The 24,256-nt window shown below is 42.6% G+C and carries 29 protein-coding genes; 24 read left to right on the plus strand and 5 right to left on the minus strand.

Annotated elements, in window-relative coordinates:
- Positions 1-82: 82 nt before the first annotated feature.
- The 6 genes from coxB to ACFQU8_RS00375 all read left to right on the plus strand — a co-directional run bounded on the left by coxB (position 83) and on the right by ACFQU8_RS00375 (position 5,654).
- Positions 83-1,150, plus strand: a complete 1,068-nt coding sequence (gene coxB, locus ACFQU8_RS00350) for a cytochrome c oxidase subunit II (RefSeq protein WP_382357165.1) — start codon at positions 83-85, stop codon at positions 1,148-1,150.
- A gap of 15 nt (positions 1,151-1,165) precedes the next feature.
- Positions 1,166-3,019 (plus strand): cytochrome c oxidase subunit I, encoded by a 1,854-nt coding sequence (gene ctaD / locus ACFQU8_RS00355; protein ID WP_382357166.1) that lies wholly within the window; start codon positions 1,166-1,168, stop codon positions 3,017-3,019.
- A gap of 1 nt (position 3,020) precedes the next feature.
- Positions 3,021-3,644 (plus strand): cytochrome (ubi)quinol oxidase subunit III, encoded by a 624-nt coding sequence (locus ACFQU8_RS00360; protein ID WP_382357167.1) that lies wholly within the window; start codon positions 3,021-3,023, stop codon positions 3,642-3,644.
- 3 nt (positions 3,645-3,647) lie between these two features.
- On the plus strand, positions 3,648-3,971 hold the full coding sequence (ctaF, locus tag ACFQU8_RS00365; RefSeq protein ID WP_382357168.1) for a cytochrome c oxidase subunit IVB: 324 nt from the start codon (positions 3,648-3,650) through the stop codon (positions 3,969-3,971).
- Between the two features lie 189 nt (positions 3,972-4,160).
- Positions 4,161-5,090, plus strand: coding sequence for a cytochrome c oxidase assembly factor CtaG (ctaG, locus tag ACFQU8_RS00370; protein WP_382357169.1), 930 nt, complete (start codon positions 4,161-4,163; stop codon positions 5,088-5,090).
- 108 nt (positions 5,091-5,198) lie between these two features.
- The gene (locus ACFQU8_RS00375) at positions 5,199-5,654 is read left to right on the plus strand and encodes a DUF420 domain-containing protein (protein WP_382357170.1); all 456 of its coding nucleotides are present in this window, start codon (positions 5,199-5,201) and stop codon (positions 5,652-5,654) included.
- 26 nt (positions 5,655-5,680) lie between these two features.
- On the opposite strand, the gene ytvI is transcribed toward ACFQU8_RS00375, so the two are convergent.
- Both ytvI and ACFQU8_RS00385 read right to left on the minus strand, forming a co-directional pair.
- Complete coding sequence (gene ytvI / locus ACFQU8_RS00380) at positions 5,681-6,739, minus strand: sporulation integral membrane protein YtvI (RefSeq protein WP_382357171.1); 1,059 nt, start codon at positions 6,737-6,739, stop codon at positions 5,681-5,683.
- A gap of 197 nt (positions 6,740-6,936) precedes the next feature.
- Complete coding sequence (locus tag ACFQU8_RS00385; RefSeq protein ID WP_382357172.1) at positions 6,937-7,302, minus strand: YugN family protein; 366 nt, start codon at positions 7,300-7,302, stop codon at positions 6,937-6,939.
- A gap of 342 nt (positions 7,303-7,644) precedes the next feature.
- Here ACFQU8_RS00385 and ACFQU8_RS00390 point away from each other — a divergent pair, with 342 nt between their 5' ends.
- From ACFQU8_RS00390 to coaD, 8 genes are all read left to right on the plus strand, one after another.
- Positions 7,645-8,709: a CAP domain-containing protein gene (locus ACFQU8_RS00390; RefSeq protein ID WP_382357173.1), complete on the plus strand. Its 1,065-nt coding sequence runs from the start codon at positions 7,645-7,647 to the stop codon at positions 8,707-8,709.
- A gap of 101 nt (positions 8,710-8,810) precedes the next feature.
- Positions 8,811-9,227, plus strand: coding sequence for a YlbD family protein (gene ylbD, locus ACFQU8_RS00395; RefSeq protein ID WP_382357174.1), 417 nt, complete (start codon positions 8,811-8,813; stop codon positions 9,225-9,227).
- Positions 9,228-9,236: 9 nt separating this feature from the next.
- Entirely contained in the window at positions 9,237-9,470 is a 234-nt protein-coding gene (locus ACFQU8_RS00400; protein ID WP_382357175.1) for a YlbE-like family protein, read from the plus strand.
- Positions 9,471-9,525: 55 nt separating this feature from the next.
- Positions 9,526-9,960, plus strand: a complete 435-nt coding sequence (locus ACFQU8_RS00405) for a YlbF family regulator (RefSeq protein ID WP_382357176.1) — start codon at positions 9,526-9,528, stop codon at positions 9,958-9,960.
- Positions 9,961-10,005: 45 nt separating this feature from the next.
- Entirely contained in the window at positions 10,006-10,266 is a 261-nt protein-coding gene (locus ACFQU8_RS00410; RefSeq protein WP_382357177.1) for a YlbG family protein, read from the plus strand.
- 212 nt (positions 10,267-10,478) lie between these two features.
- A complete protein-coding gene (locus ACFQU8_RS00415) occupies positions 10,479-10,631 on the plus strand; it encodes a hypothetical protein (RefSeq protein WP_382357178.1) in 153 nt (50 codons plus the stop codon).
- Between the two features lie 52 nt (positions 10,632-10,683).
- Positions 10,684-11,238 carry a 16S rRNA (guanine(966)-N(2))-methyltransferase RsmD gene (gene rsmD, locus ACFQU8_RS00420; RefSeq protein WP_382357179.1) on the plus strand — a complete coding sequence of 185 codons (555 nt, stop codon included), beginning with the start codon at positions 10,684-10,686 and terminating at the stop codon, positions 11,236-11,238.
- A 15-nt stretch (positions 11,239-11,253) separates the two neighbouring features.
- Entirely contained in the window at positions 11,254-11,733 is a 480-nt protein-coding gene (gene coaD, locus ACFQU8_RS00425; RefSeq protein WP_382357180.1) for a pantetheine-phosphate adenylyltransferase, read from the plus strand.
- A gap of 44 nt (positions 11,734-11,777) precedes the next feature.
- Here coaD and ylbJ read toward each other — a convergent pair whose 3' ends face one another.
- Complete coding sequence (gene ylbJ, locus ACFQU8_RS00430) at positions 11,778-12,986, minus strand: sporulation integral membrane protein YlbJ (RefSeq protein WP_382357181.1); 1,209 nt, start codon at positions 12,984-12,986, stop codon at positions 11,778-11,780.
- Positions 12,987-13,210: 224 nt separating this feature from the next.
- Between ylbJ and ACFQU8_RS00435 the strand changes: the two genes are divergently transcribed.
- Complete coding sequence (locus tag ACFQU8_RS00435; protein ID WP_382357182.1) at positions 13,211-14,233, plus strand: SepM family pheromone-processing serine protease; 1,023 nt, start codon at positions 13,211-13,213, stop codon at positions 14,231-14,233.
- Between the two features lie 42 nt (positions 14,234-14,275).
- On the opposite strand, the gene ACFQU8_RS00440 is transcribed toward ACFQU8_RS00435, so the two are convergent.
- Positions 14,276-15,487 carry a nucleotidyltransferase gene (locus ACFQU8_RS00440; RefSeq protein ID WP_382357183.1) on the minus strand — a complete coding sequence of 404 codons (1,212 nt, stop codon included), beginning with the start codon at positions 15,485-15,487 and terminating at the stop codon, positions 14,276-14,278.
- A 171-nt stretch (positions 15,488-15,658) separates the two neighbouring features.
- Between ACFQU8_RS00440 and ACFQU8_RS00445 the strand changes: the two genes are divergently transcribed.
- The 3 genes from ACFQU8_RS00445 to ACFQU8_RS00455 all read left to right on the plus strand — a co-directional run bounded on the left by ACFQU8_RS00445 (position 15,659) and on the right by ACFQU8_RS00455 (position 17,079).
- Positions 15,659-16,189, plus strand: a complete 531-nt coding sequence (locus ACFQU8_RS00445; protein WP_382357184.1) for a YceD family protein — start codon at positions 15,659-15,661, stop codon at positions 16,187-16,189.
- Positions 16,190-16,224: 35 nt separating this feature from the next.
- Positions 16,225-16,401 carry a 50S ribosomal protein L32 gene (gene rpmF / locus ACFQU8_RS00450; protein ID WP_382357185.1) on the plus strand — a complete coding sequence of 59 codons (177 nt, stop codon included), beginning with the start codon at positions 16,225-16,227 and terminating at the stop codon, positions 16,399-16,401.
- Positions 16,402-16,593: 192 nt separating this feature from the next.
- On the plus strand, positions 16,594-17,079 hold the full coding sequence (locus ACFQU8_RS00455; protein ID WP_382357186.1) for an RsfA family transcriptional regulator: 486 nt from the start codon (positions 16,594-16,596) through the stop codon (positions 17,077-17,079).
- A gap of 108 nt (positions 17,080-17,187) precedes the next feature.
- On the opposite strand, the gene ACFQU8_RS00460 is transcribed toward ACFQU8_RS00455, so the two are convergent.
- Positions 17,188-17,658: an N-acetyltransferase gene (locus ACFQU8_RS00460; RefSeq protein WP_382357187.1), complete on the minus strand. Its 471-nt coding sequence runs from the start codon at positions 17,656-17,658 to the stop codon at positions 17,188-17,190.
- Between the two features lie 160 nt (positions 17,659-17,818).
- Between ACFQU8_RS00460 and ACFQU8_RS00465 the strand changes: the two genes are divergently transcribed.
- From ACFQU8_RS00465 to ACFQU8_RS00490, 6 genes are all read left to right on the plus strand, one after another.
- Positions 17,819-18,199: a DUF3397 domain-containing protein gene (locus ACFQU8_RS00465; protein WP_382357188.1), complete on the plus strand. Its 381-nt coding sequence runs from the start codon at positions 17,819-17,821 to the stop codon at positions 18,197-18,199.
- Between the two features lie 118 nt (positions 18,200-18,317).
- Positions 18,318-19,943, plus strand: coding sequence for a bacillithiol biosynthesis cysteine-adding enzyme BshC (gene bshC, locus ACFQU8_RS00470; protein WP_382357189.1), 1,626 nt, complete (start codon positions 18,318-18,320; stop codon positions 19,941-19,943).
- A gap of 239 nt (positions 19,944-20,182) precedes the next feature.
- The gene (gene mraZ, locus ACFQU8_RS00475; RefSeq protein ID WP_382357360.1) at positions 20,183-20,614 is read left to right on the plus strand and encodes a division/cell wall cluster transcriptional repressor MraZ; all 432 of its coding nucleotides are present in this window, start codon (positions 20,183-20,185) and stop codon (positions 20,612-20,614) included.
- A gap of 31 nt (positions 20,615-20,645) precedes the next feature.
- Positions 20,646-21,626, plus strand: a complete 981-nt coding sequence (gene rsmH / locus ACFQU8_RS00480) for a 16S rRNA (cytosine(1402)-N(4))-methyltransferase RsmH (protein WP_382357190.1) — start codon at positions 20,646-20,648, stop codon at positions 21,624-21,626.
- On the plus strand, positions 21,623-22,000 hold the full coding sequence (gene ftsL, locus ACFQU8_RS00485; RefSeq protein WP_382357191.1) for a cell division protein FtsL: 378 nt from the start codon (positions 21,623-21,625) through the stop codon (positions 21,998-22,000). The genes rsmH and ftsL overlap by 4 nt, the downstream gene beginning before the upstream one ends.
- Before the next feature lie 15 nt (positions 22,001-22,015).
- Entirely contained in the window at positions 22,016-24,199 is a 2,184-nt protein-coding gene (locus ACFQU8_RS00490) for a penicillin-binding protein (protein ID WP_382357192.1), read from the plus strand.
- The last annotated feature ends 57 nt before the right edge of the window (positions 24,200-24,256 follow it).

The following is a 24,256-nucleotide window of genomic DNA, read 5'->3' on the forward strand; positions in this document are numbered from 1 at the left end:
GAACTCCCTTTCAATTAACAGCGTTTGTGTGTGCAAATTTCATTAAATGGAAAGTTACAAGGAGAAAGAGAGGTATGAATACATGAAAGGTTGGATGGGTAAACTCCGGGCGTTTTCTCTGTTAGCGTTAACCTCGCTGATCTTATCGGGTTGCGGCAAAGAGAACCTGACTGCGCTTGATCCAAAAGGTTATGGATCAAATATTTCATTTAACTTAATTATTCTAACGACGGTCGTTATGCTGTTCGTTCTGGCTGTTGTTGTGATTGTGTTTACAATTGTTCTGATCCGCTTCCGCAGAAAGAAAGGCCAGGAAGACTATATTCCAAAGCAGGTAGAAGGCAATAAGACGCTGGAAACAATATGGACCGTTATTCCAATTATTCTGTTGCTGATTATAGCTGTGCCAACAATAATGGCTACCTTTGATCTGGCTGATGAATCAGATGCAAGTGACCACTTGAATGTAGAAGTAACAGGCAATCAGTTCTGGTGGCATTTCAATTATGAAGGTAAAGAAATCCAGACAAGTCAGGATTTATATATCCCGGTTGGAGAGAAAGTATATTTGAATATGATGTCATCTGATGTTATTCACTCGTTCTGGGTTCCTGCTCTTTCGGGTAAAATGGACGTCAATCCGGATAATGAGAATACCATGTATCTGAAAGCTGAAGAAGAAGGCGTTTACTACGGTAAATGTGCCGAATTCTGCGGACCTTCTCACTCATTGATGGACTTTAAAGTCATTGCTGTGAGTCCGGATAAATTTGACCAATGGACAGATGACATGGAAAATGCGGATCCGGACGCGGAACCTGATAAAGCTGTGGCTCGGGAAGGTAAATCGCTGTTTGAACAAAAGAACTGTACAGCTTGCCACGCGATTGGATCGTCACCAACACAAATTGGTCCAAACCTGACTGATTTTGGTAATCGGACGCGTCTTGCTGGCATCAAAGACTTAAATAAAGAAAATGTCGTTGATTGGATTATGGATCCAGAGGCGATAAAACCGGGTAATAAGATGACAGGGCAATACCCGGACGTATCTAAAGACGAGGCAGGTAAGATTGCAGAGTATCTATTGCAATTGAAGCCAACTGACGTCACACCAGATACCGTGAGTGACAGTGAAGACGATGACTAAAGGAGGTATTAAACTGTGAGTGTAGCAACTGCTCAAAAGAGGGGTTTCGGAGCTGTCCTGTGGGATTATTTAACAACAGTCGACCATAAAAAAATAGCACATTTATATTTGTTCGGCGGAGGTTTCTTTTTCCTGCTTGGTGGGCTTGAAGCCATGGCTATCCGTATTCAGTTAATTAAACCTGAAAATGATTTTGTCAGTGCAGGTTTTTATGATCAATTGATGACAATGCACGGTACAACGATGATCTTTTTAGCTGCCATGCCACTGATTTTTGCGTTAATGAATGCCATTGTTCCTTTACAAATTGGAGCTAGAGACGTAGCTTTCCCATTTTTGAACTCTTTAGGGCTCTGGCTGTTTATCTTTGGTGGTCTCTTGCTAAACTTCAGCTGGTTCTTAGGAGGAGCACCTGATGCAGGCTGGACGGCATATGCACCATTTTCAGTCACCTCACCGGGACATGGTGTTGACTTCTATGTTCTTGGTCTGCAAATAGCTGGGGCTGGAACACTAATGGCCGGGATTAACTTTCTGGTAACCATTATTAACATGCGTGCACCGGGTATGACCTATATGCGCATGCCTTTGTTTACATGGACAGTGTTTGTAGCAAGTGTTCTAATTTTATTTGCCTTTCCGGCTTTAACAGTTGGATTGTTCCTTTTGATGTTTGACCGCATGTTCGGGACTGCTTTTTTTGATGTCGGTCTCGGTGGTAATGCGATTGTCTGGCAGCATCTCTTCTGGATATTTGGCCACCCGGAAGTTTACATTTTGATTTTGCCGCTATTTGGCGTGTTCAGTGAAATATTCTCGACCTTTTCCAAAAAACGGCTGTTTGGTTATACGGCGATGGTGTTTGCTACGATCTTGATTGCCTTTTTCGGCTTTATGGTTTGGGCACACCACATGTTTACAGTTGGACTGGGACCTGTAGCGAACTCGATCTTTGCTCTTGCGACAATGGCGATTGCGGTGCCAACAGGGATTAAAATTTTCAACTGGCTTGCAACAATGTGGGGCGGCAGCATATCACTGAAAAGTCCGATGCTCTGGGCTTTAGGTTTTATTCCGTCATTCACGATCGGTGGTATGACTGGTGTTATGGTAGCGACTGTTGTGGCAGACTATCAGTATCATGATACCTATTTTGTCGTAGCACACTTCCACTATGTTATTGTCGGCGGTACGATATTTGGTCTGTTTGCCGGACTTATCTACTGGTGGCCGAAACTGTTTGGACGTGTTTTGCACGAAGGAATGAACAAACTGACATTTTGGACATTTTTCATCGGTTTCCATTTAACCTTTATGGTTCAGCACTTCCTTGGTCTAATGGGAATGCCGCGTCGTTACTGGACATATTTCGAAGACCAGCAGCTTGATTTAGGTAACTTAATCAGTACGATAGGAGCATTCTTTATGGCCTTTGGCGTCATTGTCTTTCTGATAAACGCCATTTATTCTGCTGTGAAACATGAGCGGGCTGAGGCTGATCCGTGGGATGGCCGAACACTTGAGTGGACAGTGGCTTCTCCGGCGCCTGAGTATAACTTTAAACAGACACCGCTCGTTCGCGGGTTAGATGCATTGTGGATCGAAAAAATGGAAGGAAATGGAACGCCGACACCAGCTGAACCACTGGGAAGTATTCACATGCCAAATTCATCCTTTTTGCCTTTCATAATGTCTCTGGGTCTGTTTATTGCCGGCTTTGGGTTCATTTATCAGACTGATTATAACTGGGCATACATTTTGTTATTTGGCGGAATGGCCGTTGCACTGGGCAGTATGCTAATCAGATCACTTAAAGATGATCATGGTCACCATATACCAAAAGAAGAACTTGAAAGGGAGGCTGACTAATATGAGTCATGATCATTCCTTGAACCCGGAAACGATGCCGAGTGAACCAGAAAAAGCTACTCAGGAGGGCAAAAACAAATTTTTAGGTTTTTGGTTTTTCCTGGGTGGTGAGACTGTTCTTTTTGCCTGTTTATTTGGTACATTTATTGCTTTGAGACATTCAACTGCTGACGGTCCGGCAGCCGACGAGCTGTTTGGACTGGGGCTTGTCTTTATTATGACAATGCTTCTTTTAACCAGTTCATTGACAAGTGTCTACGCGATGTATCATATGAAAAATAATGCGTTTAAAAAAATGCAGCTATGGCTGGGCATTACAGCACTTCTTGGTATAGCCTTTTTGGGATGCGAAATTTACGAGTTCACCCACTATATTACTGAGTACGATTTTACGTTTCAGACATCAGCTTTTGGGTCAGCTTTTTATGCATTAGTTGGTTTTCATGGCGGACACGTCACATTTGGAATCGCTTGGCTTATTGCCATTATGCTTCGTAATGCCAAACGCGGTTTGAACTTGTACAATGCGCCTAAATATTACACATTCAGTCTATATTGGCATTTTATTGACGTTATCTGGGTATTTATTTTCACCGTTGTGTATCTCATGGGAAAGGTGGGTTAATGTATGACAAAGAACTCAAATTCCAATCAATCCACACCATTTGAAAAGCAAAAGAAAAAAGAAGAGATGCAAAAACAGCTGATCTCATTTGTGATTATGATTTTGTTTACGATCATTGCCTTCGCTGTCGTGGCAACCGATGCCATGGATGCGATGGTTGCCATCCCATTGATCTTGTTCCTGGCAGTCGTGCAGGTGGGCTTTCAATTGTATTATTTTATGCACCTGAAGGATAAAGATCATACGATGCCGGCTGTTATGATGTACGGAGGTATGTTTGCTGCTGCTTTGACCCTTGCGGCACTAAGTGTCATTACATGGTGGTGATGGAGAGCTGATTAAAGAGACATTTCTGCTTCTTAGACTCTCAATTGCCGCTTGCCTAATACAGGATCGGGGCGGCCCCGGTCCTGTATTATTCTTTAGGAAATTGTCACATATCCGTCGCTTGTCTGACGGTTAAATGCGTTATACTAAACAGTACCGTATCCTAGGTACTAAACGGAGTGAATTTAAATGTGGCTGGATTTACAAATATTTGGTTTTCGTGCGTTATGGAGCCCTTATTTTCTCTCATTTGTTTTGGGGATTGCCTTGTTGTATTATTTTGTGACCGGCCCATATCGTCATAAATTTGGCGGAGCAGGGCAGGACCGGCCGTCAATGAAACAGCAGCTCTTTTTTTATGGCGGATTGCTGCTATTATATGCGGTTAAGGGAGCACCTGTTGATTTATTGGGCCATATCATGCTGACAGGCCATATGGTGCAAATGGCTATTTACTATCTTGTATTTCCGATATTTATCATCGAAGGTATTCCAACTTGGTTATGGGACAAAGTTGTTAACCGCCGGGGCGTCAAACCTGTGCTTAAAGTCCTGACCAAACCTGTTATTTCGTTGTTATTATTTAATGTCCTGTTTTCGCTTTATCATTTTCCGGCTATATTTGAGTTTTCGCAGACATCACAAATGGTGCACTCATCTATATCTCTCATTATTTTAGCAGCGGCATTTATTGTCTGGTGGCCAATATTAGCTCCGTTTAAAGAATTCAATTATATGTCACCTTTAGGTAAAATATTTTATATCTTTGCCAATGGCGTTTTGATAACGCCTGCTTGTGCACTGCTGATTTTTGCGACGGATCCCATTTACGCAACTTACACATCAGAAGGTTCGTGGATACAGGCCTTGGCTCTATGTGTACCACCTGATGTGCTGCAGGGGTTAAATCCTGCTATTTCAGGTCCAGAAATGTTTTCTCCGTTTACAATAAGGGAAGATCAGCAATTGGGCGGTATTGTTATGAAACTTATGCAGGAAATCACATATGGCATTCTATTGGCAATTGTATTTTTTAAAGGATTTGCTCAATATCCTGAAAAAGTGGATTCACTGCCAGATCAGCCGTATGAACAAGGAAAGGGACAAACGCAAACATAGCGAAGCAGCAATGTTCTGCTGTTAAGTTAATCAGCGGTATAGAAGGATATGCGATCATGATGATTGTTTCGCAGATGAATTCCGCTTAGAAAGGGTGACTTAAAATATATGCCATTATTACCGACCCTCAGTACAACATTTATTGTCATAAGCGCTGTGTTGGTTGCAATCGGATGGGTGTTTATTGCTAAAAGAAAAGTGAAGGCACATAAGCGCACAATGATTTCAGCAGCCATCAGTGCATTACTCTTTTTTACAATATATGTATCCCGAACAGCCTTTATCGGAAATACCAGTTTTGGCGGGCCTGAGGATGTTGAGATCTATTACACCATCTTTTTAATCTTCCATATAACGCTTGCGACAGTAAGTGCCATATTTGGAGTGGTTACGCTGACCCTGGCATTTAAACGGAAGTTTCATATTCATAAAAAAGTTGGCCCAGTGACAAGTGTCATTTGGTTTTTAAGTGCCATTACTGGTGTTATGGTCTATCTTTTGCTCTACATCATTTATGATAGCGGGGAGACAACAAGTATGCTTAAAGCTATATTGGGAGGTTAAACAAGTGTGCGGTTATCCGCACACTTTTAAATTTTGGTTTGCCATTTGATTATACCGGCTTCTCTGGCGGAATTAAAGGCGATAAGGATTAGAGGACCGATAATAAACCCAAGCAGACCTAGCAGTTTGATTCCTAAAAACATCGCAATCAATGTAGCAAGTGGTGACAAGCCAATACGCTGGCCCATGACTTTTGGTTCGACGGTTCTGCGGATGACCAGCAGTATAATTGCCAGGACAGTCAATTGAATTCCCAGCGATATATTACCTGCTACGAAAGCAAGCAGCGCCCAAGGGCCAAGAATAGCAATTGAACCGATAATAGGAACGAAGTCGACGATCCATATGATGACAGACATTAAGATGGCAACATCTGGTGTTATTAAGAACAGTCCAGCCAATGCGACGGCAAAGATGAGAAGACTCACAAGGAATTGTGCTTTGATGAATCCTGTCACGACATCAATAAGTCTTCTATTCATGAAAGATACTTTTTCAGCTGTTTCGTCCCTCAGTAAATTATAGAATTTCGATTTAAGTGCCGGCATTTCAAGCATAAATAGAAACAAGGCAATTAAATAAACGATAAAGCTGATCAGATATTGAGGGATGCTTGCGACGAATTGTGCAAGCCGGTCAATGGTAATCGTTTCTTTTAAGGTTTCATTGATTGAAATGAGCTGTGTTTCGATGGTACCGGTAACTTGTTCATAAAACTCATCGGGAAGGTTTTTTGTATAATTTTTAAAGCTTGCTTCCCATGTATCATAAATTTGATTTAACTCTGTAATGTAAGAAGGGATGTCTTCAACAAAATTGACGACATGTGTAACAGCTGTTGTCACTATAAAGGCGCCACTGATCCCCAAAAACACTAAAAATATTAAAAAAGCCATTATAACAGCTGTTTTTCTTCCAGTTTTTATTTTTCTCTGCATAAAACGGATGAAAGGATTAAGAATTAAGGCTGTTATAAATGCTATAACTAAAGGGATAGCGATTGGCAGTATAAAAACCAGGGTGAGCAATAGAATGATCGCCAGGAAAATAAGTGTCCATTGGCGTTTTGTAATAGATCCAAACAAAATAAACGGAAATCTCCTTTCATTCTTGCCTCATCGAAACGTGTATTATTAGTGAGAGTGATAAGCAGTATCGTATTGCCATGACAACTGTATTTGGTATGTAATCTGCAAAACAGGCTGCAGCCGTATGGATCACTTAAGAAAAACCAACCGCTTACTCTGATGATTAAAGCAGTTGGTTTGGTAAGATTCTCTGTTTATTTTTCTTGTTGGTCAATAGCTTCCTTAACTCTAGTGACCAGACTGTGAGCCCGGTCAACCAGATTCTCTGGAAAATTTTCCTCTTCACCATATTCCACACCATGCGGATAATAATGCTTTCCGAGAAGTGGTGTTTTAAGCTGAATAACAGCATTGCCAAGATCCACATCGCCTTCGATGGCATAGCCCTGTATACGGATATAGTATGTAATGTTATTCTCTTTGGACCCAATCTTATAATCGTATGTGACACGTTCGTAGTCCCATTGTCCAGCACGAATGAAAGCATGATGCCCCATCAGACGGTCCAGCGGTTTAATATTAACGGTTTTCTCCTCAATCCCTGTATTCTCCAGATTCATTTTACCACCTCGCAAAATTATCCTAATCACTTTAATCATAATAAAAATAGCCGCTGCTTGCAATCAAAAAGGGAAGTGGTGAATAAGTACTTCTGTTTTTTCTTTTCACCAAACAGATCAACATAGCTTACAAATTTGTTTAATTATATGATTTCAGGTTCATGATATAGTATTATGAAAATAGTTACATGGCGAAAATCGTTCTGACGAAGCTTGCTTTCCAAATACATAGTTGCCTGAGCGTCAGGTATTTAGCTGTTTTTCAGGTTTCCGGGCATATGTGCGGGTGCTTGTACATACAAATTATTGTAACAGCAATCAATTTATAAAAGGAGAAATACCTTGCGATTTATACGAGTGATTGTTCTGCTGGTGGTTCTTGCTGCCGTTGGTTATTATGTTTCAGCACAAAGTAGTATCGGCGAGGATAGCACAACTACGGGCCATCCTCATGTTCTGGAACAAAACAAGACGAAAATTGAATCGAAAGAAGTACCTGAAAAACGTTCTGCTGTACCGCTGGAAGGTGACATTTATCAATGGATGACTAAATCTGCCGATGAACTGGAAAAAAAGTTGGGTGAGCCTTTGCGAAAAGATTTAAGTGCTTACGGGTATGAACGTTGGCTTTATACAGATGGCGAGGATCAGTATGTTCAATTTGGGATTAAAGAGCATCACGTTGCGTCTGTTTACGCGCTGGGCAATGATCTGGCCGTCGAACCGGTGACAATTGGACAAACTTATGAGGCGGCAGATGATGCTTTCAATTTTTCCCGGGAGATCACTTATGACAAAGATATGTCCAGCTACACATTCCGGCTGAACGACGCAGATATACAGGAAAGGCCGCTTGTGAAAGTGTCCGATAATGTGTTTTTACAACTTTATTTTGACACCTCTATGAATGAATTATCTGCTGTCCGGCTGCTGTCAGCTGATATTCTGCTATTGCACCAGCCTTATGAAATTAAGTATCGCGGTGATATGCCGGAGGATCCGGAATTTACCGATGACCAGTGGACACAAATTGAAGAGGGAGCTGAACAGCAAATCTTTTATTTAACAAATGTTGTTCGTTACCAGCACGAAAAATCACCTCTGAAGTGGGATGAATCGGTTAGCGATGTCGCCTATGAGCATAGCCGTGATATGGCAGAAAATCATTATTTTTCTCATTACAGCCAGGATGGAGACGGGCTGAAAGAGCGATTAGCGGCGAAAGAAGTCTTTTATCAGACAGCTGGTGAAAATATTGCAGCACAGTATCCTGATGCTGAGAGTGCTCTTCATGGATGGATGAACAGTGAGGATCACCGTAAAGCATTATTGAATGACGATTTTACTCATCTGGGTGCTGGGGTTCATCGGTCTTATTATACGCAAAACTTCCTTAATAAAGACTAATGGTCCAACGCATACGCAGCTTTTTTCTCTGTGTCATCTTGCACATTGACGGCTGATGACTCATAAACTATGCGTAACAGCTATTGTAAGAGGTGAGTGTGATGAGTAATAACCTGCATCCGAGTGTAAGGGAGTTTAAAGCCTTTTTACAAAAGAACCCAAAGTTAGTGAAAGAAGTGCGAAAAAACGGCCAAAGTTTGCAAACCTATTATGAAAAATGGGCTTTACTTGGGGAAGATGACCCATTTTGGGATCAGTTTAAAGAAAGGACGGACGGTAAACAATCGGCGCGGACCAAACAGGGGAAAGCCGAATGGATGGATAAGCTTATCCAAATGTCGGAGAAAGTCGATATGGATAAAGTGCAAAGCCAGGTACAGAATCTCAACGAAACGATTTCAACTGTTCAGGGGCTTTTGAGTCAGTTTCAGCCGTCGGAAAATGAATCCCAGCAACAGCCGACCAATAATCAGGATCCCTCCAGCAACCAAAATCTCTTCAGTATCTTCAAGGATTAGAGGTGCTTTATGCAGCCAGCTATTTATAACTATTTAAGACAGAATCCTGAATTGCATCAATTTGTTCGTTTTAATCCTGTTTGGTATCGCTATTTAACCAAAGATCCACAGCGAATGCAAGATCTCGAAAAAGCTTCAAAGCAGTTTCATGGCCAAACGTTTTCACAGCAGGTTAATCGAATCGAGAACCAGCTGCAAAATGCGAACATGCTGATTCATCTGGCTCAAGCGCTGAAAGAGTAGGTTACCTGTTTTTTTCTTCCACAAGACGTGATACGATAATAGTGGAGGTGAAATCATGATAGGGACAATGGAGTACGCAGACATTCTTGATTATTCTGATGTGGTTAGTAACATGGTTCTGAAGTCAGATGTTATGGAATCCTATCAAGATGCCCGTGAAGCACTTAATAACGATGCAGAAGCTCAACAGCTGATCAAGGCTTTTAACGATATGAAGGAACAGTACGATGAGGTGCAGCGTTTTGGCAGGTACCATCCGGATTTTAATAAGATCATGAAAGAAGTGCGGACTGCTAAACGCGAAATGGATATGCATGAGAAAGTGGCGCAATTTAAGATTGCTGAGCGGAATTTACAGAAGATGCTTGATGACATCAGTGAATACATTGCTTTTAGCGTCAGTGATGGCATCAAGGCGCCCAAGGACGGTGCTGCTCTGACGGATGCCGGATGCGGCAGCGGAGGAAGCTGCGGCTGCAGTGCATCCTGATTCATGCTTTGAGCTGGGTAAATATTGCGATGGTGAGGATAATTAATGAGAGTGAATCGTCAAGGACTAATGATTTGGTTTCAGCATATGAAAAATATTAAACATATCAAACGTTTCGGCCATTTGCTTTATGTGTCCAAGAGACAGAAGTATGCTGTCATTTATGTGAATCAGGACACGATTGAACAGGTCGAGGCTAAGCTGTTGCAATTTCCATTCATTACTGAAGTGCAGTACTCATATAAGCCTTTTTTGCGGACGAATTTCGAAAACGTTAAACCAGATGAGGCTAAACAGAATAATTAATAGATTAACAAGACCTTTGCTGCTTATTACATAATCAAGCTGCAAAGGTCTTTTGCTTGGACTGGCAACTAAATAGAAAGGCTTCGGCATAAAAAAACCTGCAGAAATAACTCTGCAGGTCCCTTTGTTTTCTCCTCAGAAAACAAAAAGGCAAAGGGAGAGGAGAAACCGGAGGAAGAACTTATGGGGAAGTGTAAGTCTTCTCCGTGTTTTTGAAACAGCCAAGCAAATATGGGCTGTTTCATTTATTATTATGGACAAGAATTTGTTATTTATACCCTGTTTTTATATTTTTTGCTGGCGTAATGGCTTATCTGTTTGTAAAAGTAAAAACATCTGGCGATAATCTGGGGATTTTTGCTTAGATGCTTGCGAATTTTTCCGAATACGATTATGATAAATCATTGAGGTGGTTGCATGCGGGTAATTTCTGGTTCACATAAGGGACGTTCATTGGAGTCTGTGCCGGGGAGCGTTACAAGGCCGACTTCAGATAAAATTAAGGAGTCTGTCTTTCAGGTTATGGGTCCCTTTTTTGAAGGCGGATTGTGTCTTGACCTGTTTGCGGGCAGTGGTGCTCTGGGGATTGAAGCATTGAGCAGAGGTGTGAGCAATGCTCTCTTCGTCGATGCCTATCCGAAAGCTATACGTACTATACATAACAATATGCGTAAGCTGAAACTGGATGACCGGACTGAAATTTTTCGGACTGATGCTTTTCGGGCACTGAATGCTATTGCAAAACGAGATCTTCAATTTGACCTTATACTGCTTGATCCGCCTTATCAGAAAGTCAACTACGAAAAATTGCTGGATCGCATCAGCAGTTTGCAGCTGTTAAAGCCAAATGGTTTTCTGTACTGTGAGCATGATGCTTCTAAGCTTTTATCCGGCCAGGTTAATCACTTGGCAACGATGAAACAGGAAACGTATAACGGCACGACAGGCGTCACCATTTTTCAAGGCAACTAAAGGGGGAGATTTCCGATGGGGCAATTAGCGATCTGTCCGGGAAGTTTTGATCCAGTGACATACGGTCATCTGGATATTATTGAACGCGGTTCGAGGATATTCGACCATGTCATTGTAGCGGTTTTTACGAATCAGTCTAAATCCTCTCTTTTCTCGGATCAGGAGAAGATTTCTCTGCTGGAAGAATCGACGGCGCATTTAGGTAATGTGTCAGTAGATACCAGTAAAGGGCTATTGATTGATTATGCCAGAAAACATCAGGCGGATACGATTCTGCGGGGTCTGCGGGCTGTCAGTGATTTTGAATATGAGCTGCAGATCACATCCATGAATCGGAAGCTTGATGATACGATTGAGACATTGTTTATGATGACAAATAATCGTTATTCTTTTTTAAGTTCAAGTATCGTTAAAGAAGTGGCCAAATATCAGGGCGAAGTTAGTGATCTGGTCCCGCAGTCTGTTGAAAAAGCGTTAAAAGAAAAATATCAATAGCATTAGCTGGAAAAGATGTTGCCGCACTGGGTCAACATCTTTTTTTATGAAGGCCTCATTCGTTTGATCAGAATCAAAATAGCCAGCAGTAATCCGCTGAAGGAGACGATTGGACCAATTTCAGCCAGATAATGTAGAAGATTGAACCATGGCTCACTGTAAGGGTTATTGGAAACGGGTACATCTCTAAAATTAAACGATGGCCGATTTAAATATAGAGGTGTGTAAAATAATACAGCGAGTACAGCAGCAAATAATCCGTGCAGTATTCTTGCAAAAAAGTATGGTGCGAATCGGATGTCTGTCGTTGCCAGAATGCTGGCAACTTGAGCTTGTACAGATAGCCCGTTAAATCCTAATATGAAACTGACGACAATTATTTTTTCCATTAATGCTGCTGTCTCAGTCTGCGAAATCATGTCTGCTCCGAGTGTAATTTCAAACAAGCCGGAGAATATGGGCATGGCCAGGTCGACTGGTAATGACAGCAATTGTAATAGTTGTTGCAGGATTGTTGCGATAAGCGGCGAGACGCCGGCAATATAGATTAATTTTGTGAAAACCGAAAAGAGAATAATAAAACCGCCAACCATTACTAATGTTTGGATTGAATTCAGGACCGCATCACCGAAAACCCTGCCAAATGGTCGTGAATCGGCCAGTCTGGTCTGATGCATTTCTCTGAATGCTCGCCTGAGTGACGTTTTCTGTTTTGTTGTTTTCGTTTTATTCATTTCCTTTTTCCGTCCGTAAAATCGCATGCAGACGCCAACCAGCGCGTTACCAATATAATGTGACGCCGCCAAAACAGCCCCAAGTTTTGCGTCGTAAAAAAAACCGACCGAAACAGCACCAAATATAAATAAAGGACTGGAGGCATTCGTGAAGGATACAAGCCGTTCCGCCTCAATTCTTGTCAGCTGTCCTTCCTCACGAAGCCGGGCTGATATTTTGGCACCGGTAGGGTAGCCACTGGCCATTCCCATAGCCCAGGCAAAGCTTCCAGAACCAGGTACATTAAATAATGGACGCATAATGGGCTCGAACAGGACGCCTATAAATTTTACGAATCCGAAGCCAATTAGTAATTCAGCAGTGATGAAAAAAGGGAGCAGTGAAGGGAAAACAACTTCCCACCATATGTTCAGCCCGCGGACACTGGCTTCCAGCGACTGATCAGGGTATATAATCAGGGATAAGGCCAGGAACACAGTTATTCCGGACAGGGCAATGGTTTTGAATTTTTGTTTCAAGGGTCAGCCTCCTGTCGAATTGATAATTGCTGTACTTCTCTATTTGTTAGTAGTAAAATAACGCTAGCTTTAGTTTTATAGTTGTATGTTTGTTTGGTTGTTCAGATCTGTCAGAAGCCTTAACAACTTGTTCAAGTCTCTACCAATATACGCACATACCGTGCTGTTTTATGACATACACTTTTGACTAGTCAGGATGACGCGGAATTGAAAGGAGCTTAATTGTGAGGATCACAAAAAAACATATTATTGCCCTCGTGATTGTTATAGGCATTGCATTTTTTATTTCAACGTATAAACTTCCTTATTATATTTACAAGCCGGGTGGTGCAGATTCGCTTGACCCGATTGTGAAGGTGGAAAATGGCCATGAAAGCAAGGGGGACATGCACCTTGTGACCGTTCGCGGCGGACAGGCAACCCCTGTACAGTATGTATGGGCGAAACTTCTTCCAAATCAAGAAGTTATGCCTCTTGAAGACGTGAGACCGGAAGGGGTATCAGAGGATGAATATTTTCATGCCCAGCTGCAGATGATGGAAAGTTCGCAGCAGGCAGCCAAAGTTGTTGCTTATAAAGCGGCTGATAAGACTATTACGATCAATTACAATGGGGTTTATGTTGTATCGGTTGTTGACAACATGCCAGCCGATAATAAATTACAGGCAGGTGACCACATTAAAAAGGTTGATGGAAACAACGTCGAAGAAACCAATGATTTACTTGACTACATGAAAACGAAAAATCCTGGCGACACGGTCACTGTGACATTCAAACGTGATAAGGAAACAATGACTGAAGATATTAGTCTGGAAAAATTCTCGGATGAAGACACAAAAGCTGGCATTGGCATTCGGCTTGTGACAGATCGAAGTGTGGCGGTTGATCCGGAAGTTAACTTTTCCAGTGGCGAGATTGGCGGACCAAGTGCTGGCTTAATGTTTTCTCTGGAAATGTATGATCAGCTGACTGAAGAAGACTTGACGAAGGGTTATGAAGTTGCCGGAACTGGGGAAATTGACTATCAAGGAAATGTGCACCCTATTGGCGGGGTTGACAAAAAAGTGATCGCCGCAGATGATAAAGGCTGTCAAATCTTTTTTGCCAACAGCAATGATGGGGCTGAGGATTCCAACTATCATGCAGCCGTTAAAACAGCTGAGGAAATTAATACAGATATGGACATCGTCCCCGTCGACACATTTCAAGATGCATTAGAGTATCTCGAAGATCTTGATTCTGCCTGATCATAAGACGTAGCAGCTCTCTCTGGCCGATGGCTGATACTCTCAGAGGATAATGGGCGGCTCAAGCTCCTGGTGCTGAAACGCCCGTTTCCTTGCAGCAGGGAGACTGCTGTAGTAGGCATGGCTCGCTCGTTCATCTGTGGCTGCTATCAGGTTATCCTGACGTGCTAATGTTGAAATGAGCGGGACATTCATGGCTTTTTTCCAATTGTGCAAGTAAGTTTGCCCCGTTTTGGTCATCCCCAGCAATCTGACATGGGGGACCGATTGACTATGTTTAACAGATGCTGCATCCGTTTTTCGTGTATTGGTTAGAATATGTGTGAATATACGCTGCAGTCTTGTCCAAGTGTAGCGTTTTGTTTTAATCATCCCGATCCAGCCCTGAAAGGACGTCGCCTTGTTCCCTGTTTTTTTAATCCGGTGTTCAAGGCCTTCGTCCACACCGTAAATGGCTGCGAGTTCCTCTTCAGTCATTGTCATGACCCGATAATGGACAAGGTCAAAGTAATTCTCCCATGTATGCCAACTGGTCGCTTCTGCCTGATAGGTCTGGAGCTGACTGACAGTTTCTTCAGGGAGACTATTTGCGGCATCTGCTGATATATGGCCTTTTTTTAACAGTTCATGTCGGATGCTTGTGGCACTGGCAACAGAGCCAGTCATGTGCTCATCATGATAATCGCTGTTTAACCGGCTGATGGTTAAGGGTTCAATTGACAAGTGATTGTTAAAAATCGCCTTAACATAACTGAAACCAAGGATATTGTTCGGCTTGGCCAGGTCGATTCCGCCAGTTGTTAAACCAATTGTTTCATAAGCGAGACGGCTAGCTTCCGGAAAGGCCAGCCCCTGGTCTAATTTTGTCTGCAGCATCGTCTGATAGGAAGTCTGATACTGGTTCAGCAGATCATATCCTCTGGTGAAGTGCGATATGTCCCCGGACTCACTGCCAAAACAGATACTTGATACACCGAGTTCATGTAATGTCTGCACAGCCCCATGGGCAAACAGGTCACTGCTTTGGACGGCATATAAATAAGGGAGCTCTACGACAATATCCACACCAGCGGCTAAAGCTGCCTTCGTTCGGTGGAATTTATCAATAATGGCTGGTTCGCCACGCTGGAGGAATGGACCGCTCATAACAGCGATGATACAGTCCGCTCCGGATTCTTGCCTGGATGCCTGAATATGAAACTTATGACCATTGTGAAAAGGATTGTATTCAACAATTAAACCGCAAGCCTGCATCGTTTCAGCTCCTCATATATCGAATTAGTGTGTATTATACCAAAAAACGTGTTATAGTGCATGGTAATATGGTTTGATTGGGATGATCATGGCAGTAGCTGAATAAAGATAATATATTGACAAAACAGTGTTTTCCTTTTAAAATTATGCTTGTTGCCTCGAGGTGGTCATATGAAATTCTCTGTAGGAGAGATTAGAAAAAATACCCATAAGGAGCCTTTTGCTTTTGATGATCAGGTGGATGTATCTGAACTCGAAACGATGAATAATGACATTCGATCGATTGGATCGGTTCATGTCAGCGGAAAGGTGGATGTTCAGGGCGACGACTTCATCTTCACATTCATCATTGACGGCAACGTGATTTTGCCGTGTGCCCGTACGTTGGTTGATGTTCCTTATCCGTTGAGTGTCAGTGCTTTTGAGGTTTTTAACGAATTTGCTGATACACAAGAGGACTCAGATAGTGACAGTCATCCAATTGAAGGGGATGTTCTTGATTTAACACCATTGATCAAAGAAAACATTTTATTGGCGCTTCCTTATCGCGTATTTTCCGATGATGATAATGTTCTTAGCCAAGCTCCGTTAAAAGGAGAAGGATGGGAACTGGTTTCTGAAGAGGATGAGGATTCGTCCATCGATCCACGTATGCAAAAATTGGCTTCTTTACTGGAAGATGAAGATAAAGGGAAAAAGTAGTGTCTTTCTTTATCCATTTGAAGGAGGTGTGAGACTTGGCAGTACCAAAAAGAAAAACATCGAAAAAGGTGAAAAATCAGCGCCGTACGCATAAAAATTTGCAGGTGCCGGGCCTTAATGAATGTTCAAATTGTGGTGAGCTGACAAAACCGCATCATGTGTGCAAATCTTGCGGACATTATGATGGCAGGGAAGTTATCGCCAGTAATTAATTGAATGAATAAGACAGTAAACAGATCACATCATACGTGATCTGTTTTTGTGTAATAGCACATTGAATCAGTGTTGCTGGTCTTGGTTTATGACAATAGCGCCACAGGTTATTTTGTGATGATTTTAATTGTAGAATTCTATCATGCCTACCTTTTGCATACATTATTAGCGAGTGCATGAGGAGGGATGTTATGAATGCAACACGCCAGGACGCCTGGACAGAGGATGAAGACAATTTGCTGGCGGATACCGTTCTTCGTCATATACGCGAAGGGAAAACGCAACTTGAAGCCTTTAATGAAGTGGGGAGACAGTTATCACGAACATCTGCTGCATGCGGTTTCCGCTGGAATGCCTCTATTCGAAAAGAATATGCGGATGCTATCGATAAAGCGCGGGAAGAGCGGAAACAAAATAGCCAGAAAATAGCTTTGGAAGAGGATTGTCAAAATGATATCCCGGGTGGGAACGATCCGATTGCAGAAGCTATTTCATTATTGAAACGGATGCGCCATTTTCCTGTTGGGGATGAACAGTTTATGCATCATGAACAGGATTTTATACAAAAACAGCTGATAGAGGAAAATACAGCCCTGAAGGAACAATTGCGCCGTTATGATCAGGCATGGGAAGAAATGGGCAAGTTATGGAATTGGGTCAGGAAACCTTATAAATAATGAGTCAAGACATGAATGCAAAGACGGTTCATTCATGTCTTGACTCTATTAGAACACTAGTATCAGTCAAATGTTTATTGAAACTGTAATACATAGCGAACGTCTGTATCATGTATCCTGTTTTTCCTGAACACCTTCGGGCATCCAGATAAGCGGATTTCCGCCAAGATCTCTTTCCATTTCATACTTAGGTTTTTGAAAGCCCATCTTTTCCCAAAAGCCGTGCGAATTAATCCGTGGATTTGTCTTGATCGGCATCTGAAAACGTTTAGCAAAATCCACCATGGCCTTTCCATAATCTCTGCCCCGGTAATCCGGTAAAACTTCCAGCTTCCACAGTTCAAGATAATCCTGGGGCGGGTGGAAGAAAGCATCATATTTGGCTTTAACTTTGTACAAGCTCATCCGGGCAATCAGATTATGTCCCATATAGATCCCGTAAAACGGTGATTCACTGTCATTTTCAATAATATTATTCTGAAAATCCTCGAGCATGGACAATTCCTGATTGCCATATTCTTTAAATCGCTTAAATTGCTCCAGTGTTTTGTAATTAATTAAAAGTCGCTCAACGTTCAAATTATCAGCCTCCCTGAGTCAGAAGTATTAGAAATACTTTATAATTAATTATAATATATAAGTGCTATAAATGGAATGGCAGAAACGTGAGATTGTGTATTTTCGCTAAAATTGTCAGTCTGTTAGAGGCTGTTCATTTGGAAAAGAGGTTACAAAACTGATGATAATCTGGGATACTGCTGTTTATATCTTGGCTTTTGTGGTGACTCTGCCCATTATCGCAACCTTGTTTGTTTATGCTGTCAGCCTAAATGTTTACAAACATAAATCGCGAGCTGTTCATACGGCAGTCGACTGGACAACCGCGTTTTATCTTATAGCGGTTCTCGTAATGTTTAACATTATTTTTGGCCAATCGTTTACAGGTGTTATGATAGCATTATTATTAACGCTGTTTACAATTATTGTGGTTGTGCATTGGAAGCTGCGTCAGGAAATTGTCTTTCGGAATGTCTTTACATTTTTCTGGCGAATTTGCTTCCTGCTGTTTTTGGGATTGTATTGTCTGCTTGTTTTGACCGGATTGATTCTTTCGTTCTAACTCGTTATAGTTTAACCATGAAAACAGATTAAATGCATCTGGTCGCGCGTTTATGTACAATATATAATGGACAGATTTGACTGCGATAATGACTACGATTAAAAGGAGCATGCGATTTATGCGGATCACACCCATATCATTAACGGAACAGAGTACACTCATTAATGATTATCGCCAGCAACGCGAAAATATAATGGAACATTTTACATATGACCCATACCTTCAAGGCACGTACCGTTCGAGAGCCAACAGCTTACAGCAAAAATCAATCGACCGCAGCCGCCTGGCTGATGCATTAATCACGATGAATCAGCGGTGGGATGCTCCTGAAGCAACGTTTCGCAATATAGAACGCTTAAAGGGTGATGATAGTGTTGTCGCTATTGGCGGTCAGCAGGCCGGCCTTTTGACAGGGCCGATGTATACCGTTAATAAAATCATCTCGATCATACAATTTGCCAGAAAGCAGGAAGAGGAGCTTGGAAAACCGGTTATACCTGTCTTTTGGATTGCTGGGGAAGACCATGATTTCGCTGAGATTGATCATATTTATCTGCCGGAAGATAAAGGGCTGAGCAAATACAGACTGGCACAGCAGGTTACTGAGAATACGTCGGTGTCGGATATTGCTATTGATAAATCAGCTGCGAATGATTGGGTTGATCAGCTGTTCGAGCAGTTGCGTGAGACAAGTTATACGCAAAATTTGTACCAGTCCATTGAAAACTGTTTACAGCAGTCCGTGACGTATGTTGACTTCTTTGCCAGAGTCCTTTATCAATTGTTTACTGATGAAGGTCTTGTGCTTGTAAATTCAGCTGACCCCGGCCTGCGAAAGATAGAACAGGATCATTTTCTTGAACTGATTGAAAAGCAAAGCGCGATTGCCACAGGTGTCAACAAGGCATTAAATATACTGAACCAAAAGGGGTATGCTGTGTCTCTGGAGACAAACCCGGATGATGCCCATCTTTTTTATCATGACGGACTGGATCGGCGATTGTTGCTAAGAGATGAGGAAGGGAACTGGATAGGCAAGCAGGGAGACGTTTTATTAACAACAGATGAGATGCGTGCGACTGCTAGTTACCATCCGGAACAGCTCAGCAATAATGTGGTGACCAGGCCGCTGATGCAGGAATGGCTATTTCCGACGCTTGCCTTTATTGGAGGACCTGGTGAAGTTGGTTACTGGTCTGCTTTAAAGCCTGCCTTTGATGCGGTTGATATGGAAATGCCACCGGTTCTTCCGCGTTTGTCGCTGACATTCGTTGACCGTCGTGTGGAAAAGGTGATCCAGAAGCACAACCTCAATGCTGCAAGTGCCGTTAATCAAGGTACCGAATCGTTTAAAATCCAGTGGCTGGCTGCGCGGAGCAATCCGCCTCTGCAACAGCTTACAGCTTCAGTTAAAGAAGCTGTTGATCAGGCTCATAAACCCATACGTGATATTGCAAGAGATACACGTACTGATATAGGGGAACTAGCTGATAAAAATCTTTATTATCTGAATGAGCATATTGACTACTTGGAAAGTCGTATAAACCGTGCTATTGAAGACCAATATGCACAGCAGCTGAATGAATTTGATGTTGTTCAGCAGGTTGTTCGTCCGCATAACGGCCTTCAGGAACGGATCTGGAACCCATTATGGTGGCTGAATGAATATGGTCCCTGTTTTATCAATGATTTGGCTAAAGAAACATGTTCATTCAACGCCGATCACCACCTTGTTTATTTATAAGCCTATTATTTCCCCACCTTCCACCACTTCTGCAAATGAAGCGGTGGAAGGTTTTTTATGCCGATATAACGCCAGAGCCCTTTTTTATAACAAAATGCTGTATTTATGGAACCTGTATTGGGCCAATCAGTGCATGACGTTTGGTTTATTTCAGGCTTTGATAAATAAAATTTCAAAATACAGTGGTGAATTGTGGGGGAATGTGGTAACATGTGTGTAAGAAGGTGGGGTGGCTTGCTGTGTTCATGGGTGAATTCCAGCACACTATTGATACGAAAGGACGCATCATTGTGCCAGCCAAGTTTCGTGAAAAGCTTGGAGAGAGTTTTATTGTCACCCGTGGACTGGATAAATGCTTGTTCGCCTACCCTATGGATGAATGGAAATTACTTGAAGAAAAATTGAAGAAACTCCCGCTAACAAAAAAAGACGCTCGTGCCTTTACCAGATTTTTCTTCTCAGGAGCTGTGGAATGTGAGGTAGACAAACAGGGAAGAATAAACATTCCACAGCCTCTTCGGGACTATGCATCCCTTGATAAGGCATGTGTTGTCATTGGTGTGTCTGATCGTGTGGAATTTTGGGCACAGGAAAACTGGGATGATTATTTCAGTAATTCGGAGGAATCTTTCAGTGATATTGCTGAGAACCTGCTTGATTTTGACATCTAAAACCTATTAAGACAGAAGACGGGTGACATGCATGTTTGATCACAACAGTGTATTAGAAACCGAAGTTGTCGATGGACTGGCTATAAAACCAGACGGTATATATGTAGACTGCACGGCAGGCGGCGGTGGTCATGCCGAACAAATCGCCGCTCGGCTGAGTGATAGAGGTAAATTACTTGCCTTTGACCAGGATTTGGAAGCTCTGGAAGCTGCCAAATCCCGTCTGCATCCGTACAAGGATCGCGTCCGGTTCATTCATGCTAATTTCAGAAGACTGGAAGATTACTTGGCAGCCAACAGCATTAACCATGTTGATGGCATCCTGTTCGATCTCGGGGTATCTTCTCCACAGCTTGATCGTGGTGAGAGGGGTTTTAGCTACCAGCATAATGCCAGGCTGGATATGCGAATGGACCAGAACCAGGAACTGGATGCTCAGGAGCTCGTCAATAACTGGTCTTATCAGCAGTTGGTGAAGGTATTTTTTCATTATGGTGAAGAGAAATTTTCCAAACAAATCGCGCGTAAAATTGAAACGGCAAGACAAACGAGCCCCATTGAAACGACTTATGAATTGGTGGATCTGATTAAAGAGGCAATTCCCGCCCCGGCCCGCAGAAAAGGCGGTCATCCTGCGAAACGTGTTTTTCAGGCATTGCGGATTGCTGTTAACGACGAACTGGGCGCTTTCAGTGATGCTCTGCATCAGGCAGCGAGGTCAGTTGCGATCAATGGCAGGATTGCCGTGATTTCTTTTCACTCACTGGAGGACAGGGCTTGTAAACAAGCGTTCAAAAAATGGAGCACAGCAAAACCTGTTCCAAAAAACTTACCCGTTATACCAGATGACCATCAGCCGCCGTTTGAACTGGTTAATAAAAAACCGATTGTACCCGGGGAAAAAGAACAAAATGACAATAGGCGGTCACATTCAGCTAAACTGCGGATTGCCGAAAAAATTGATGATTGGGATGACGACTTTACATATGAAGAGGGGTGGAAAAAATCTTGAATGATAATCTCGCCCGCCGCTGGGAATCAACTTATACATCAACGGAACCGGACCAGGACAAGCAGACGGTTGTCCGGGTCGCCAAAAAACGCTGGATTACAAAGGGAGAAAAGGTGCTGTATATGATAGCTGCAGCAATACTGATCGTTTCCTGTATCTATATTGTCTCTTTTGCCTCTTCGACAGATACGTTAAACAGGAAAGTGGAATCGCTGGAACAGACCGTCGAACAGCAAAAAGTGACCAATGAAGAACTCGTTTATAAAGAAAAACAATTGAGGCGCCCTGAGCGGATCACTCGCATTGCTAAAGAAAATGGTCTGAAAATACAGGATGCTAAGGTAAAACAGGCAACAGCGTACAACAGTAAGTAAACGAGGCGCATGTTTATGAGAAAAAATAAGAATGCACGCATCATGTCCGGTATATTAATGGTTTTATTCAGTGGGCTGTTTTTGCTGATAGCCGGCAGGTTTCTTTATATTCAAGCTACGGGTGAAATTGATGGTGTTTCATTGGAAAAAATGGCGAAAGAAAATCGAACAGCATCTCACACGCTTGATGCTGAACGAGGGAAAATTTATGACCGGAATGGCATGACCCTTGCTTATGACCGTCCTGCCTATCGTATGCAGGCGATTGTTGATGATTCACGTACGCAGAATGAGGATAACCCGCATCATGTTCAAAATCCCGGTAAAACGGCTGGAAAACTGGCCCCTATACTGGATGCCGATAAATCATATCTGCTCCAGGAACTAAAAAAAGGGATTAAAGAAGACCGGTTTCAAGTGGAATTTGGGACGGCTGGCAAAGATTTATCACAGGAAACAAAGGAAAAGATAGAGAAGCTGGACTTGCCGGGTATTACGTTTAAAGAAGAGCCTATACGTTATTATCCGAATGGCAAATTTGCCTCCCATATCATTGGTTTTGCCCGAAAGGACGATAAAACATTTAACGGTGTTACCGGAATTGAGCAGCAAATGAATGACAAACTCACTGGTAAAGATGGCTCTATTTCCTATGAACATGATTTTTACAACACAAAGTTATTACATCCGAACGAAGTTGTACAACCGGCTGAGGACGGCAACAATATTCACCTGACTATTGACCAGAAAATACAGACATTACTGGAAGATGCGATGACGCAAATGGACAAGAAATATGATCCTGAAAGCATGACGGCAACGGTTATGGATCCAAAAACCGGGGAGATACTGGCTATGAGCAATCGGCCGAGCTATGACCCCAACAATCCCGCGGATGTCGAAAATTGGTATAATGATGCCATTGCCACACCATTTGAACCCGGATCGACTATGAAGATGTTTACATGGTCAGCTGCCATTGAAGAAGGCGTCTATCAGGGTGACGAATGGTTTAAGTCAGGAACATATAAAGTTAGTGATCGCGTTACGCCGATCAGGGATCATAATGGCGGTGAAGGCTGGGGATCCATTACATATGATGAAGGATTTACCCGCTCATCCAACGTTGCCGCAGCCAAGCTTTTGTGGGAAAAGATTGGTACAGAGAAATTCCTGGATTATTGGAAGGCATTTGACTTCGATAGCAAAACAGGCATTGATCTACCCGGTGAAAAAACTGGTAAACTCGTTTATAACTATCCGCGTGATAAAATTGTAACAGCATTTGGTCAGGCCAGTACTGTCACACCGATTCAGCAAATGAAGGCAGCCAGCGCCTTTGCCAATGGGGGCAAAATGGTGAAACCCTATGTGATTTCCAAACCCTCTGATGGATCCTCTGGTGATAAGGCAGATGATAAAAAAGCGAACGTTGTTTCTAAACCTATTTCCAAAGACACATCACACAAGATGCTTAATCTTATGCAATCAGTAGTCAGTTCAGAGAACGGGACTGGCAAGGAATATCGGCTAAAAGAATACAATGTTGTGGGCAAAACCGGAACGTCACAGCTCTATAAAAATGGCACCTTGCTAAGGGGTCATGGCAACAGCCGGTTTTCCTTTCTAGGCATGGCACCCAAGGATGATCCGCAATTAATGGTGTATGTATCGGTTGAACAGCCTGATATTGCCCGTGACGAAACAGGTTCAGCTCCAGTCTCGTTTATCTTTAAAAATGTTATGCGGAGCAGCTTGCATTATTTGGACATTGATCCAGACAAGAAAACGACGAAAGAGATTGAGCCAGTTAAGCTGCCGCAGATCATGAATCGCAAGACCGGCGCTGTTAAGGATGCACTAGCTGATACAGGGCTGAATGTGTCAGTTATTGGCTCTGGCAATCAGATCAAACAAGCCAGTGCGGTTAAAGGTGATAAACTGGTGCCAGGTGATCGAATCATTCTCGTGACGAATGAGCCGAAGATGCCGGATATAGCCGGCTGGTCACTCAGAGATATCTCAGAACTTGCTGACTTGCTGGACTTGGATTTCGAACCAATGGGGCATGGTTATGTCGTTAAACAAAGTATTGCTGAAGGACAAGATTTGACAAAAGGTGACTATCTCGGTGTTGAACTAAAGCCGCCTGATGAGTCCCCGGCGGAAAAAAACGATGATGCAAGCAGCTCGCCATAAATATGCCATGTCCTTTTAGAGGACATGGCATGTTTTTTTATGTATGACAGCCAGTGT

Source organism: Lentibacillus kimchii (assembly GCF_042666895.1).
GTDB lineage: Bacteria > Bacillota > Bacilli > Bacillales > Amphibacillaceae > Lentibacillus > Lentibacillus kimchii.

What these genes read in the sequence shown, in the direction of transcription:
- coxB (WP_382357165.1), top strand. Translation starts at nt 83, where the DNA reads ATGAAAGGTTGGATGGGTAAACTCCGGGCGTTTTCTCTGTTAGCGTTA.
- ACFQU8_RS00360 (WP_382357167.1), top strand. Translation starts at nt 3,021, where the DNA reads ATGAGTCATGATCATTCCTTGAACCCGGAAACGATGCCGAGTGAACCA.
- ctaF (WP_382357168.1), top strand. Translation starts at nt 3,648, where the DNA reads ATGACAAAGAACTCAAATTCCAATCAATCCACACCATTTGAAAAGCAA.
- ctaG (WP_382357169.1), top strand. Translation starts at nt 4,161, where the DNA reads ATGTGGCTGGATTTACAAATATTTGGTTTTCGTGCGTTATGGAGCCCT.
- ACFQU8_RS00375 (WP_382357170.1), top strand. Translation starts at nt 5,199, where the DNA reads ATGCCATTATTACCGACCCTCAGTACAACATTTATTGTCATAAGCGCT.
- ACFQU8_RS00385 (WP_382357172.1), bottom strand. Translation starts at nt 7,302, where the DNA reads ATGAATCTGGAGAATACAGGGATTGAGGAGAAAACCGTTAATATTAAA.
- ylbD (WP_382357174.1), top strand. Translation starts at nt 8,811, where the DNA reads ATGAGTAATAACCTGCATCCGAGTGTAAGGGAGTTTAAAGCCTTTTTA.
- ACFQU8_RS00400 (WP_382357175.1), top strand. Translation starts at nt 9,237, where the DNA reads ATGCAGCCAGCTATTTATAACTATTTAAGACAGAATCCTGAATTGCAT.
- ACFQU8_RS00405 (WP_382357176.1), top strand. Translation starts at nt 9,526, where the DNA reads ATGATAGGGACAATGGAGTACGCAGACATTCTTGATTATTCTGATGTG.
- ACFQU8_RS00410 (WP_382357177.1), top strand. Translation starts at nt 10,006, where the DNA reads ATGAGAGTGAATCGTCAAGGACTAATGATTTGGTTTCAGCATATGAAA.
- rsmD (WP_382357179.1), top strand. Translation starts at nt 10,684, where the DNA reads ATGCGGGTAATTTCTGGTTCACATAAGGGACGTTCATTGGAGTCTGTG.
- coaD (WP_382357180.1), top strand. Translation starts at nt 11,254, where the DNA reads ATGGGGCAATTAGCGATCTGTCCGGGAAGTTTTGATCCAGTGACATAC.
- ACFQU8_RS00440 (WP_382357183.1), bottom strand. Translation starts at nt 15,487, where the DNA reads ATGCAGGCTTGCGGTTTAATTGTTGAATACAATCCTTTTCACAATGGT.
- ACFQU8_RS00445 (WP_382357184.1), top strand. Translation starts at nt 15,659, where the DNA reads ATGAAATTCTCTGTAGGAGAGATTAGAAAAAATACCCATAAGGAGCCT.
- ACFQU8_RS00455 (WP_382357186.1), top strand. Translation starts at nt 16,594, where the DNA reads ATGAATGCAACACGCCAGGACGCCTGGACAGAGGATGAAGACAATTTG.
- ACFQU8_RS00465 (WP_382357188.1), top strand. Translation starts at nt 17,819, where the DNA reads ATGATAATCTGGGATACTGCTGTTTATATCTTGGCTTTTGTGGTGACT.
- bshC (WP_382357189.1), top strand. Translation starts at nt 18,318, where the DNA reads ATGCGGATCACACCCATATCATTAACGGAACAGAGTACACTCATTAAT.
- rsmH (WP_382357190.1), top strand. Translation starts at nt 20,646, where the DNA reads ATGTTTGATCACAACAGTGTATTAGAAACCGAAGTTGTCGATGGACTG.
- ACFQU8_RS00490 (WP_382357192.1), top strand. Translation starts at nt 22,016, where the DNA reads ATGAGAAAAAATAAGAATGCACGCATCATGTCCGGTATATTAATGGTT.